We start from the raw sequence: 12,974 nt of genomic DNA, 5'->3' as shown, positions 1-12,974 counted from the left end.
ACCTCAATAACCTTACAAGGATCACCGCGTACTGAAGCATGGAAGCGCGTCGGCACAGCGGTTTCCTCGTATTGAACAGGTACGATTCCATGTCGCGCCCTTGGGGGAAAGCAATCTCCCATTGACCTCGGGCCGTCAGCCTATGGCTGTCTGCATCTGGAATCGCGACTGTTTGTTAGTACGAGCAATGTAGGACTATACACCAGTTTTGCAGCGCTCCGTGAGCCAGACACGGCAAACGTGCTACCGGATGCCCTTGAGGCGCAACCCATTGGGCCTTGCAAAACAAAGGGTTGAAAACCATGCGGGGCGGATAAAGGGATTGTTTCAAGGTGTAAAGCCGGCGCCAGAATGCAACCCTGGCGCCGGAAGACGGGCATCTACTGAACGTTCACTGACTCGGGCTGGTAACCACCGCCCAGTGCCGTCACCAGGCCCACTGCCGAGTCAATCTGCTTGCTGCTCAACAGGGCAAGACGCAGTTCGTCCTCAATCAATTGCTCCTCGATATTGAGCGAATCGAGGAAGTTGTTTTCCCCGACTTCAAACCGCTCTACAGCCAGGTCGAAGGACGACTGGGCCGTATCGCGCGCAGTACGCTGCAGGCCGATCTGCCGGTTGACGGCCTGCAATTCGGTCACCGACGTCGCGACCTGGTGCAACGCCGTGTTCAACGTGGCGTTGTAGCGGGCGATCGCCAGGTCCAGGTCGGCGTTGCTCTGTTTGAGGTCGGCACGCAGGCGACCGGCATCGAACAACGGCACGGTCACGGTTGGCGTGATGTTCCAGAACCGGCTGACGGTGTCGTTGAAACTGTCGCCAGACATGGCATGGATACCGCCTGCGGCACGCAGGTTGATGTTGGGATAGAAACGGGTCTTCACCGAGGCCACCGTGCGAGACTCGGCCTCAACCCGCCAGCGGGCCGCGACGATGTCTGGACGCCGCCCAAGCAGTTCGGCAGGCAGGCTCTCCGGCAGCGCCGCCTCGGTGCTTTTCAGCGGCTTGGGCCGGACGATGTCGCGGGCACCGTCAACGCCCGCGCCGAGCAGGGCCGATAGCTGCAGGCGGGCAATTTCCACATCGCTGCGCGCCCCCAGCAGGCTCGCCTCGGCGCGCGCCACCAGGCCATCGACCCGCTGCAGTTGGGACTTGTTGTCCAAACCGTTATGGAAGCGGTCACCGGTCAGGCTCTGCAGGTTGCGCAAACGCTTGAGATCACGCTCGCTCAGGTCGACCACGTCCCAGGCATAGGTCAGCTGGTTGTAGGCCTTGACCACGTTGGCGGCCAGCAGCAAGCGCGCCGACTGCAGCTCGACCTCCGCGGCCCGGGCCTGGTTGACCGAAGCCTCCCAGGCACTGCGCTTACCGCCCCACAAGTCAAGGTCGTAGTCGAAGGTCACGCCCAGGCTGCGCACACTGACATAGCGATTGCCCTGTCCGGCGAAGTCCTCGCTGCGCGACAGCCGCGAGCGGGACACACCACCTGCGGCATCGACCTGTGGAGCACGGTCGGCGTCGTAGTATTCCTGGTAGGCGTTGGCCTTGTCCGCCCTCGCCCGCACTTCCTGCAATCCGGGGTTGCTCGCCCAGGCCTTGGCCACCAGACGGTCGAGCTGGGCATCGGCATACTGCTGCCACCAATTGTCGGTCGGCCAAGGCGCGGCTGGCAGCCGCGCGTCGGCCAGGGACGCCGAAGGCGCTCCCTCGGGGGTCAGCAGGGTCTGACGATGGTCGATGCCGGCGTAGTTCACGCAACCACCCATTACCACCAGGGCCGCCAGCGACAGCGGCCGTGCACATCGTGTCATTTTCAACATTGGATTATCCCCGCGCCGCGGCATCGATGACCTGGCCGTCGTGCTCCGCGACGGGCAGCACCTTTGGCTGCCTGCCAGTGCTCAACAGGCTGTAGACCGTCGGCAGGATGAAAAGCGTGAACAAGGTGCCGATCAACATGCCGACGACAATCACAAGGCCCAAGCCGAAGCGGCTGTTGGCACCCGCGCCGGTGGCGAAGATCAACGGTGCGAGCCCCACCACCATGGCCGCAGTGGTCATCAGGATTGGCCGCAGGCGCACCTCGGCCGCATGCCGGATCGCCTCCAGCTTGCCCATGCCGTGCTGCATCTGCAGTTCGTTGGCGAACGCTACCATCAGGATACCGTGCTTGCTGATCAGCCCTATGAGCGTGATCAGGCCGATCTGCGTGTAGATGTTCAGCGAGGTGTAGCCCAGCGCCAGCGGCAGCAGCGCCCCGCAGATCGACAATGGCACACTGATCAGGATGATGAACGGGTCGATGAAGCTTTCGTACTGGACTGCCAGCACCAGGTAGATGATGACCAGGGCGAAGGCGAAGGTCAGCACCAAGGTGTTGCCCTCCTGCACATATTGCCGGGTATCGGACTGCCAGTCGTAGGTGTAGCCAGCCGGGAACTGCCTGGCCTGCTCGCTCAGGAAGGCCACGGCGTCGCCCAGGGTCACGCCTGGCATCGGGATGGCCTGGAAGGTCGCGGCATTCTGCTGGTTGAACTGCGGACGCAGGTTCGGCTCGACTTTGACCTGGATGGTAGCCAGGGTCGACAGCGGCACCAGGTTGCCATGCTGGTCCTTGACGTAGTAGCGATTGAGCGCCTCGGGGGTCAGGCGGTCCTGGGGCACCGACTGGGGAATCACATCGTAGGAACGGCCATGGTAGGCGAACCGGTTGACGTACTTCTCGCCGATCAGGCTGTTGAGCGTCCTGCCGATGTCGCTCATGCGGATACCCATGGCATTGGCCTTGGCCCTGTCGACCTGAACCTCGACCACCGGGTTGTTGAAGTCAAGGTCGCTGTCGACCACAGCGAACAGGCCGCTACTGCGAGCACTGGCCTTGAGCTTGTCCATTACGTCGAACAGTAATTGGTAGTCCTGGTCGCTGCGCACCACCATCTGTACCGGCAGGCCACCTGTGGAACCTGGCAGCGGCGGCATCTGGAAGACGAAGATGCTGGTGCCTTCGATCTGGCTCACCCGTTGCTGTAGCAGTGGCTGGATCTGATTGGCACTGCGCTCGCGCTTGTCCCAATCCACCAGGTTGATGCCGCCGACACTATTGGACAAGCCGTCGGTACCGTTGGCCACCCAGTCACTGTAGCCTTCGGGGAATTCCTGGAACACCTCGTGGAGCTTCTGGGAAAACGCCTCGACATAATTGATGTTGGCATGCTGCGGCGCCTTGATCGCGGTCAGCAGGATGTTCTGATCTTCCAGCGGGGCCAGTTCGCTCTGCGCCGACTTGTACAGCACTGGCAGGCTGAAGAAGATCACCAGGGCGATGGCCAGGCTGATCCAGCGCATGGACAACGACATGCCCAGCAACTTGCCATAACGCTCGGCCAGCCAACTGAAGAAAGCCTCGGCCCTGCGCGCCATGTAGCCTTCGCTCGACTTGGCATCGAGCAGGCGGGTGCTCATGATCGGCGACAGCGTGAGGGCGACGATGCCTGATACCACCACCGAGCCGGCCAGGGTCAGCGCGAACTCCTTGAACAGCGTCCCGGTCAGCCCCCCCATCAGACCGATAGGCGCATACACCGCCGCCAAGGTGAAGGTCATCGCCACCACCGGGCCGGCCACCTCACGGGCGCCGAGCAAGGCCGCCTCGAACGGTGTCTTGCCTTCTTCGATGTGACGGTGAACGTTCTCCACCACCACGATGGCGTCATCCACCACCAAGCCGATCGCCAACACCATCGCCAGCAAGGTCAGCAGATTCAGGCTGAAACCGAACATCTGCATCAGCACCGCTGCACCCAGCATCGACAGCGGAATGGTCACCAGGGGAATCAGCACGGTGCGGAAGGTGCCCAGGCACAGGTAGATGACCAGGACCACGATCAACAGTGCCTCGACCAGGGTATGGGTCACCTCGTCGATGGACGACTGGATGAAATGCGCCACCTCGAACGGGATCTGCACCTTGACGCCTGGCGGCAGGGTCTTCTCGATTTCGGGGATCAGTGCCTTGACCGCGTTGACGATGGTCAGTGGGTTGCCGGTGGGAGCCGCGTCGAGGCCCAGGAACATCGCCGGGACCGCGCTCATCGCACCGCTGGTGTCGAACGACGCGGCGTTCAGCTCCACGGTACCGACGTCGCGCACCCGGATGATGTTGCCGTTGTCGTTGCGCAGGACCATGTCCTTGAAGTCGTCGACGCTGCTCAGGTCGGTGTTGACCCGCAGGTTGCTGACCACATACAGGCCCTTGACCTGGCCGGGCGCGGCCTGGAAGTTGTTTTCCTTGATCGCATCCGCCACGTCCTGGCCCGTGATGCCGTAGCCGGCCAGCAAGTCCGGGTCAAGCCACAGGCGCATGGACAGGGTCTGCCCGCCCAGCACGTTGATCTTGGCGACACCATCGATCCCCGAGAACATCGGCTCGACCACTCGCGAGATGTAGTCGGCCACTTCGGGCATCGACAGCTGCTCGCTGGAAAACGCCACGTAGGCGACACTGGTGAAGCCGCCCGAGGTGCGCTCGATCACCGGGTCATAAGCTTCTTCGGGCAGCTTGTAACGGATCTGGTTGACCTTGGCCATCACCTCAGTCAGAGCATTGATCGAGTTGCTGTTGAGCTGCATGCGCACGGTCACCAGGCTCTTTCCCTGGGTAGAGGTGGACGACAGGTAGTCGATGCCTTCGACCGAGGCCACGGCCTGGCTGATCGGTTGCGTCACGAAGCCTTGCATCAGTTCCGACGAGGCGCCGGGGTACTGGGTAGTGATAGTGATGGTAGAGGTTTCCAGCATCGGGTACTGACGCACCGGAAGCTTGCTGAAAGCCATGATCCCGAACAGCAGGATCAACGTGCTGACCACCAGCGCCAGCACCGGGCGGCGCAGGAAAATATCAGTGAAATGCATGATCGCTCCTCAGCGCTGGACGTTCAGTCGCACCGTGTCGGTCACGGGCTCAATGGCAACGCCGTCCTGCAGTTTGATCTGCCCGGACGTCACCACCTCTTCACCGGCCTGCAACCCCTTGAGCACCACCGCCAAGCCATCGCGACGCTCGCCGATGCTGATGTTCTTGCGCCGCACCTTCTTCTGGCCATTTTCCTCGTAGGTGACGAAGACGCTCTCGCCATAGGCGTTGTAGGTGATCGCGGTCTCCGGCACGACCAGCTCGTCTTTGCCCGGCAGTTGCACCTTCACCTTGGCGTACATGCCCGGGCGCAGCTTGTCCTGATGGTCCTTGAGCAGCGCCTGGACACGAATCACATGGGAATTGTTGACCTGCGGATCGATGGCGCTGACCACGCCTTCGAACGTCATGCCGCCCCAGGCATCGACCGCCACTTCCACGGCCTGCCCCTTGACGATGCTGGCACTGTCACGCTCGGACACGGTGAAGTTGACCCGCAGCCCGTTGAGGTCGGTGAGCGTGGCCAACGGTCGGCCAGCCTGGACGTAGTCGCCCAGGTGAACCTGGCGGATGCCCAGCTCGCCGGAGAATGGTGCCCGGATGGTCTTCTGCGCGATCTGCGCCTGGATGTTCTCCAGGTTGCCCTTGGCCGCATCGAACTGCGCCCGTGCGCTGTCCAGCGCCCGCTGGCTCTCGGCACCATTGCGCGCCAGCGCCTGCAGCCGTGCGTAATGGGTCTTGGCGGCCTCGAACTCGCCACGCAGGCGGGTGAGCTCACCCTCCTCCGGCGAAGTGTTGAGCCTGACCACCACATTGCCCGCCTTGACCCGGTCGCCCGAGTCGAAGGCCAGCGCCACCACCTGCCCACTGACCTCGGCCGACAGCAGCACCTGCTGGCGAGCCTCGATCTGGCCGATGGCGACCTGGTAATAGGTGTACGGCACTTGCCGGACCAGAGCCAGTGCCGCGGGTACCAGTGCAGGGGCGGGCGCCGGTTCCTCTCCGTGAGCCATGTAACGCAGCGTCAAGCCGCCCAGCACAACAAGCGTGACCACCGACGCCGTTACCTTCCCTAGATAGTGTTTCGCCCGCATGACTTACCCCCTGTCGCCTCTGACGGCGACCGCCTGGAAATTCAACATTTAAAAAACTCCAACCTGCATCAGCCCTGGCCCGACCGGGTTGACCGGGAGCCGCACGAACTGACTGTCACGGATGGACGACCGATGCCGCCCGATCAATAGATCTTGCTGGTCTGCGCCTTGCCCAGATACAGCTTGCCCAGGCCGAACAGGTTCAACGGCGACAGGACAAAATGCTTGGAACCGACATGGATGTCGCGCAGGCTGCGCTCCAGCGCACACGCCTTGTAGACCCCCTTGGAGCCGGTCAGGCCATGGAGCTGGTTGACCGCGTTGACGGCATGCTCGTTGAGCATCGACCCAGCCAACCCGACCCGCACGTTCAGGCCATCGCCATCGGCCTGTTGGGCGTGGCTGATGGCATCCTCAAGCAACAGCTGGGCGGTGTGCAGTTGCGCCAGCACGATGCCGGTCTTCTCGCAGGTCAGGGCGGCCACGCCTTCGTCGGCCGGCACGGTGCGCTCGTCGCGAAAATACTCCAGCGCGCCCTTGGCAACGCCCAGCACAGTTCCCATCGCGGCGATGGTGCCGAAGTCGTAGTAGCCCACCTTGTAAGCCAGGGAATCACGCGGTGCCGGCGCTTTCTTCAGCGCCTCGGTGTCGACGCAGTAATGGGCTGGAACCCAAACATTGCTGCACTCAAAGTGGTTGCTGCCAGTGCCGCGCATGCCCAGCACATCCCAGGTCTTGATGATGCGGCACTCGTTGCGCGGCACGAAGAACATGCGCACCTGGGGTTGCGAACCGTCGGCGACTTCCTGCTTGAGCGTCGCAGTGCACACCAGCCAGTCAGCGTGCGCCGAGCCGCTGGCAAAGCCCCACTTGCCGCTCACACGGTAGCCATCCTCGACCGCGATGGCTTCGCCGCCCGAATGGATCGCGCCCACCACGAAGCCGTGGCAGGAACTGTAGATTTCCTGCGCGGCCTGCTCAGGCAGGTAGTCGGCCAGGCGCCCCATGGCGACCTGCACCATGACCTGCCACGAGACCGAGGCATCCAGCGCGGCCAGGCGCTGTACGATCTGCGAAATGACGCGGATATCCAGTTGCTGGCCACCAAAGGCCTTGCTCACGCACAGACGGGAAAAGCCCAGCTTGAACAGCTCGGCCATGACTTCGGGATGGGTTTCACCGTGTTCTTCGGCGTAGTCGCTATGCCGCAGGATCAGCGGCCGTACCGCCTCGATACGCGCCATCCATTCCTCCGCCTCGGCAGGCAGGTCACGCCACTGCATCAATGTCTTCATGTTCAGCTCCTTGCTGGGTGGGATAAATCCTGGGGTCCGTGTCGACATCGAACGAGGCCAATGTACGCATACAGTCGTACTGTTGCAAGCCCTTCGTACAGTCTTTCTGTAAAAGGCCGCATGTAAACGCCATTCACAGAAAACGGGTTGAAAACACCGTTAAACATCAGCTCGCACAGGGCACTGCCCAGATATCTGTAAGGCAATGCATAGAAAGACACGGTGCCGCACACCGTCCCCCAGGTGGGCATCAACGCTCGTCGAAAGGGATCCCGCCCTTGGCCTTGTCGCCAGGCTGTGCCTCGACGATCTGCACCACCACGTGCTCGCGGGCAATTTCGAAGCTGCTGGCAACGGCCTCGGTGACCGAACGCAGCAATTTCTTCTTCTGCTGCTCGGAACGGCCGGCGGTTGCATAGACGATGACTTCTGGCATGAAGGGTCTCCTTGTCTGCTTATCCATGGACGTCGCGGCCAAAGCGCCGGCGACAGGACGATAATACGCCGGGGAAAAGGAGTTGAACAGTTCGCGTACATGCGTACAATCGAAAAAAATCTCGACTACTGGAGGCAAGGATGCAATTCGGAATCTACAGCGTCGGCGACGTGACCCGCGACCCGACCACTGGACGTACCCCGAGCGAAGCCGAGCGACTGCAGGCCATGGTGCGCATCGCCCTCAAAGCCGAGGAAATCGGCCTGGACGTGTTCGCAACCGGCGAACACCACAACCCACCGTTCGTGACCTCGTCGCCCACGACGCTGCTGGCATTCATTGCCGCACAGACCTCCCGCCTGATTCTTTCCACCTCGACCACGCTGATCACCACCAACGACCCGGTACGCCTGGCCGAGGAATATGCCGTGCTGCAGCATCTGTCGGGTGGGCGCATGGACCTGATGCTCGGGCGCGGCAACACCGCGCCGGTCTACCCTTGGTTCGGCAAGGACATCATGCAGGGGCTGCCCCTGGCACTGGACAACTACGACCTGTTGCACCAGCTCTGGCGGGAGGAGAACATCGACTGGGAGGGGCGCTTCCGCACGCCACTGCGTGGTTTTACCTCGATTCCGCGTCCACTGGACGGCCTGCCACCGTTCGTCTGGCATGGCTCGATCCGCACCCCAGAGATCGCCGAACAGGCGGCGCGCTACGGGGACGGTTTCTTTGCCAGCCATATCCTCTGGCCCAAGGGTCACTTCCAGCGCCTGGTCACCTTCTATCGCTCTCGCTACGCCTACTACGGCCATGGCACTCCTCAGGAGGCCATCGTCGGGCTTGGCGGGCACATCTACGTCAACCGCCAGTCGCAAGTCGCCCGCGAGCGTTTCCGCCCGTTCTTCGACAACGCGCCGGTGTACGGCCATGGCCCTTCGCTGGAAGAGTTCATGCGCGATACCCCTTTGTCAGTCGGCAGCCCTCAGGAAATCATCGACAAGACCCTGACCTTCCGCGAGCAGTTCGGCGATTACCAGCGCCAGCTGTTCCTCTTCGACCATGCCGGTATCCCACTGCCTGAAGTGCTGGAAATGCTCGAGCTGTTCGGTAGCGAGGTCCTCCCAATTCTGCGCCGTGAAACCGCCAAGGCACGCCATCCCGGCGCGGCCCCGGCGCCGACCCACGCCGGTCGGCTGGCGCAACGCGCACCGCTCGAGGTCTGAGCAAGAAAATTCGATGTCTGCCGGCTATCACCCTGATCGAGCATCAGTGGGCAGTGTCCTGCCAGGACTCGTCCAGCGTCGAGGAGGCCGGCTTGCCGCCATGGATCAAAGATCCGTAGCGCCGACTTTACGCCTGGTTGTAATGGGCCTCTAGCGTGTTATCGTTTTCAGCAAAACTAGTAGATTCGTTATCAAATCTAAGTGATCGTTAGCGTTTTCGCGCCCACCAAATTACTGTTTTCACGCACCATTTCCTTCTGGCTATCATTTTTCAGCTCTCATTAGGGGATTCGACAATGCAAGTAGGTTTCAAGGCACTCGCCGATCGCTACGGTATCGCACTTGCACAACCCCTACGCGTCGAATCGGTGATCGGTACAAGACGGATGAGTCGCGAGAGCAACGGACATATCGAGGGCAAGTATCCGGCCAGCTACCAGCCGACGGACGACTTCGCGGGGCATTTCGAGTTTGGGCTCAAGTATGAAGAAATTCACCTCGAGTTTTTCGCCCGGTTGTTTGCGGCTGTTGGCCCAGAGCCCATCGAAGCCTGGTGCCGACAAGCGCCCTTTGGCCAATATGCCCGCCGCACCGGATTCCTGTACGAGTGGCTGACCGGACAACGGCTGGATGTACCAGATATCAACAATGGCGGCTATGTCGATGCCATTTCGCCACTGCAGTACCTGACCCGCGTTGAGCCACTGCGGATACGGCGCTGGCGCATCAACGATAATCTGCCCGGCGTGCCGGAGTTCTGCCCCTTGGTCCGCCGTACCGAATCCGTACAGGAAGCACTGCAATTTGACCTGGATGCGGCACTGCGCGAGCTGAACCAGACCTTTGGCGCAGACATCCTCATGCGCACAGCCAGTTGGCTGACATTCAAGGAGTCGCGTGCGAGTTTTCTGATCGAGAAAGAGGCAGACAAGGCCGACAGGATCCAGCGGTTTGCCCACGTGATCGCCAAGTACTGTGGCCATATCGAGGATCCGCTGAGCAACGACAGCCTGCACAGGTTGCAAGCCGGTATTTTGGGGCATGACGCCCTCGGACTTGGCCTTCGGCACTCGCCGGTCTTCGTCGGGCAAGCGACCATGCGCGAGGACATCGTGCACTACATTGCGCCGCAATTTGAGGTGCTGCCGCAACTGCTCGAAGGCCTGAAAGCATTCGAACTGGCAACGCGGGGCGCCGAGCCGCTGGCTCGAGCAGCGGCTATCGCTTTCGCTTTTGTATACATCCACCCCATGCGGGACGGCAATGGCCGGATCCATCGCTTCCTGATCAATGACACACTGATCCGCGATAAAGTGGTGCCAGATGGCGTGATCCTGCCAGTGTCGGCCACCATCACGAGCTCGATCGATTTCCGGGCACGCTACGACCGTACGCTGGAGGTGTTTTCGCGGCCACTCATGCAACGATACGCAGCATCCTATCGATTTGGCGAACTCGTCGTCTACAAAGATGGCACACAAAGCAACCTTGTCTTCGATGACTACAACGACGCGCAATTCGCATGGCGCTATCCAGATTTGACCGAACACGTTCTTTACACGGCTAAGGTCGTTGCGCATACGGTCCGTACCGAAATGGCAGACGAGGCCCGTGTGCTGGTTATTTTCCAGCGTGCTCAGGAACGGCTGAAAGAGGTGCTGGAAATGCCGGATCAGGATGCGAGCCGGATCATTCGTTCTCTCAAGGAGAACGGCTGGCAGGTTTCTGGCAAGCTGAAAAAAGCGTATCCGCAACTGGACGACGCTCACCGGGCAGAACGTGTTGTGGAAGCCGTGCGCTCCGCATTCGAAGAACCGGACTCGGTTAAGGACCCGGACAGTCCTTGAGATCAGTTTCTAAATCAGCGGTACGCGTTCGTGTACCGCAAGCTGAGCACTGCCCCCACCATTCAGAACTGCACCTTCAGCCCCGCATAGAACGTCCGCCCTGGAGCAGGTTCGTAGTAACGACCAGCATTGTCATTGATCCGCAAGTTGTCGTAGTAACGCCGGTCCGTGAGGTTATCCAGCCCCACATAAGGCTCCAGATTTTTCGCCCTGCCCTTGAGCGACATGCCGGCTCGCAGGTTAACCACCGCATAGCCACCCACCCGTGCGGTGTTGGCGCTGTCCGCGTACTGGCGGTCGTAGGCCGAGGTGTTGATGCGTGCATACCAGTTGTCCCGGCTATAGCTCAGCTCACCAAACAGGCTCGTCACGGGGATGCCCGGCAGGCGCTTGCCATCGTAATTCTCGAAACTGCGGTAGCTATAGTCATTGAGGCTGTAGGCGGTGGTCAGTTGCCAGTGCTCGTCGGGCTGCCAGCGCGCGCTCAGCTCCAGGCCGTCGCGGCGAGTGGAGCCGGCATTGCGGTAGAAGGTACGGCCATCGACATAAGGCACCAGCTCATCGCGTGTGTCGATGCGGTAGGCCACCGCTTCGTAACGCCAGTGCGCGGTTTCGCCCTTCAGGCCGATTTCCTGGTTGAGGGCGTGAGCCGGCTCCAGGCTACTGTTGAAACCGCCTCCCGTGGGGTTCGCCAGTTCGCTGACCGTCGGGGTTTCGAAGGAGGTCGCAACGCGCGTGTAAAGGGTGTGGTGCTCGTCCAGGCGATAGCTGAGGCCTGCGCTGTAGTTAAGGTCGCGCAAGACCCGATCACCGGAGTCATCGCGGCCATCACTGAAGAAGTGGTCGGCGATGCTCAGACGCACTTCGTCATGGCGCAAGCCAAGGCTGAGCATCCAGTTTTCACCCAGCGCGGTCTGGTTTTCAATGAACAGTCCAAGGCTCTGGGCCTCTTCACGCTGACGTTGGGTCAAGGCACCTTTTTCGCCTCCGATGAGGTTGTTGTTGCGATCACGGTCGTCGCGCAGGGACTCCAGGTCCGCACCGAACGTCAGCGTATGGCTCAGGCCGAACCAGTCTGCGACATGGCTGTAGTGCGCGCCGACACCATCGAACAGTCGCTCGTAGCTCGTCTGCCCGTTGGCCGCCAACGGTAGGTGGTTGGTGAAGTCGCGCTGACCAACGTAGCTGCGTACCTGATACGTATCCTCGCCCACCGACTGGCCGTCCCAAACCAGCGACAGACGCTGCTGGGTGATGCGCTCGTCAGCGTCGAAGCTCAGGCTTTGCGGACGCGCCTGATGACGATCAGTACGAACCTGATCGAGCGTCAACCCACCGGGGTCTTCTGATCGATTGTCGAGGGCGTGCAAGGTCAGCGCCAAACGGCCGGTCTCACCCCACCAGCGCAGTTTGCCTGTGAGATTGTTGGCTTCGCTGGTAGCGTGATCACGATAGCCATCCATCTGGGTCGAGCTGACCGCCACCAAGGTGCCGAAGTTGCCTTCGGTGCCGCTGGCTTCGACGCTCCGCCAACGATAGCCGGAGCTGCCAAAACCGAAGTTGCCGGATACGCTCGGATGGTCGCCCGGCTCGCGGGTGTTGATCGCCAGTACGCCACCGGCGCCGTTGCCATAGAGCACCGCGGCCGGGCCACGGATGACTTCCATACGCTCCACCAGGCCGATATCGACGCCGTCGAGTTCAGTCTGGCCGTCGGGCATGGTCAGGGGCACGCCGTCCACCAGCACGCGGATGCCGCGCACGCCGAAACTGGAGCGCGAGCCGAAACCGCGGATCGTCGGCCGCAGGCCCTGGGCAGCGTTGTAGCGGCTCTGCACGACGACACCGGGCACGCTGGAAAGCATATTGCCGAGGCTCAACGCCTGCTCGCCAGGGCTGTCAGCGGCATCTACGACGCTGGCCGACAGCGCGGTCTGCGCCCACGGGTCACCAGTGCGGGTAGCCGTGACGACTACCGGTTCGACTTCGACGGATGAGTCCGCCAGAGCGCCGGTGGTGGTCAGTAAAAGTGCGCCGAATGCATTACGGCGATGTGCGGCACGGTGCCGCTGGTTATTTTTCATGGGTTGTTCCACTTGGCAGCGCTGGACATTTTCCAACGTACCGGGGCGCCCTCTCTTGGGTTGGGCGCTGTTTAAGGCAG

Annotated in this window: 8 protein-coding genes; 2 read left to right on the top strand and 6 right to left on the bottom strand. The window is 61.6% G+C overall.

Features of this window, described 5'->3' with window-relative positions; translation table 11 throughout:
• Positions 1-380: 380 nt before the first annotated feature.
• The 5 genes from AB7M23_RS16810 to AB7M23_RS16790 form a co-directional block, all read right to left on the bottom strand.
• The gene (locus AB7M23_RS16810) at positions 381-1,820 is read right to left on the bottom strand and encodes an efflux transporter outer membrane subunit (protein WP_454241400.1); all 1,440 of its coding nucleotides are present in this window, start codon (positions 1,818-1,820) and stop codon (positions 381-383) included.
• 4 nt (positions 1,821-1,824) lie between these two features.
• Positions 1,825-4,911 (bottom strand): MexW/MexI family multidrug efflux RND transporter permease subunit, encoded by a 3,087-nt coding sequence (locus AB7M23_RS16805; protein ID WP_454241399.1) that lies wholly within the window; start codon positions 4,909-4,911, stop codon positions 1,825-1,827.
• 9 nt (positions 4,912-4,920) lie between these two features.
• Positions 4,921-6,006 carry an efflux RND transporter periplasmic adaptor subunit gene (locus tag AB7M23_RS16800; protein ID WP_454241398.1) on the bottom strand — a complete coding sequence of 362 codons (1,086 nt, stop codon included), beginning with the start codon at positions 6,004-6,006 and terminating at the stop codon, positions 4,921-4,923.
• Positions 6,007-6,149: 143 nt separating this feature from the next.
• On the bottom strand, positions 6,150-7,301 hold the full coding sequence (locus AB7M23_RS16795) for an acyl-CoA dehydrogenase family protein (protein WP_454241397.1): 1,152 nt from the start codon (positions 7,299-7,301) through the stop codon (positions 6,150-6,152).
• Between the two features lie 250 nt (positions 7,302-7,551).
• Positions 7,552-7,737: a tautomerase family protein gene (locus AB7M23_RS16790; protein ID WP_065758973.1), complete on the bottom strand. Its 186-nt coding sequence runs from the start codon at positions 7,735-7,737 to the stop codon at positions 7,552-7,554.
• A 140-nt stretch (positions 7,738-7,877) separates the two neighbouring features.
• Between AB7M23_RS16790 and AB7M23_RS16785 the strand changes: the two genes are divergently transcribed.
• Both AB7M23_RS16785 and AB7M23_RS16780 read left to right on the top strand, forming a co-directional pair.
• Entirely contained in the window at positions 7,878-8,963 is a 1,086-nt protein-coding gene (locus AB7M23_RS16785) for a CE1758 family FMN-dependent luciferase-like monooxygenase (protein ID WP_454241396.1), read from the top strand.
• Positions 8,964-9,259: 296 nt separating this feature from the next.
• Entirely contained in the window at positions 9,260-10,810 is a 1,551-nt protein-coding gene (locus AB7M23_RS16780; RefSeq protein WP_454241395.1) for a Fic family protein, read from the top strand.
• 62 nt (positions 10,811-10,872) lie between these two features.
• On the opposite strand, the gene AB7M23_RS16775 is transcribed toward AB7M23_RS16780, so the two are convergent.
• On the bottom strand, positions 10,873-12,894 hold the full coding sequence (locus AB7M23_RS16775; protein WP_454241394.1) for a TonB-dependent receptor family protein: 2,022 nt from the start codon (positions 12,892-12,894) through the stop codon (positions 10,873-10,875).
• Between the last annotated feature and the right edge of the window lie 80 nt (positions 12,895-12,974).

The sequence above is a fragment of the Pseudomonas sp. HLS-6 TE3448 genome (assembly GCF_053629555.1).
The sequence above is the reverse complement of the archived record's forward strand: the minus strand, read 5'-3'. Positions and strand labels throughout refer to the sequence as shown.

Bases quoted from the DNA above. Each gene is read 5' to 3' on its own strand.
- AB7M23_RS16810 (WP_454241400.1), bottom strand. From the start codon at position 1,820: ATGTTGAAAATGACACGATGTGCACGGCCGCTGTCGCTGGCGGCCCTG.
- AB7M23_RS16805 (WP_454241399.1), bottom strand. From the start codon at position 4,911: ATGCATTTCACTGATATTTTCCTGCGCCGCCCGGTGCTGGCGCTGGTG.
- AB7M23_RS16800 (WP_454241398.1), bottom strand. From the start codon at position 6,006: ATGCGGGCGAAACACTATCTAGGGAAGGTAACGGCGTCGGTGGTCACG.
- AB7M23_RS16795 (WP_454241397.1), bottom strand. From the start codon at position 7,301: ATGAAGACATTGATGCAGTGGCGTGACCTGCCTGCCGAGGCGGAGGAA.
- AB7M23_RS16790 (WP_065758973.1), bottom strand. From the start codon at position 7,737: ATGCCAGAAGTCATCGTCTATGCAACCGCCGGCCGTTCCGAGCAGCAG.
- AB7M23_RS16785 (WP_454241396.1), top strand. From the start codon at position 7,878: ATGCAATTCGGAATCTACAGCGTCGGCGACGTGACCCGCGACCCGACC.
- AB7M23_RS16780 (WP_454241395.1), top strand. From the start codon at position 9,260: ATGCAAGTAGGTTTCAAGGCACTCGCCGATCGCTACGGTATCGCACTT.
- AB7M23_RS16775 (WP_454241394.1), bottom strand. From the start codon at position 12,894: ATGAAAAATAACCAGCGGCACCGTGCCGCACATCGCCGTAATGCATTC.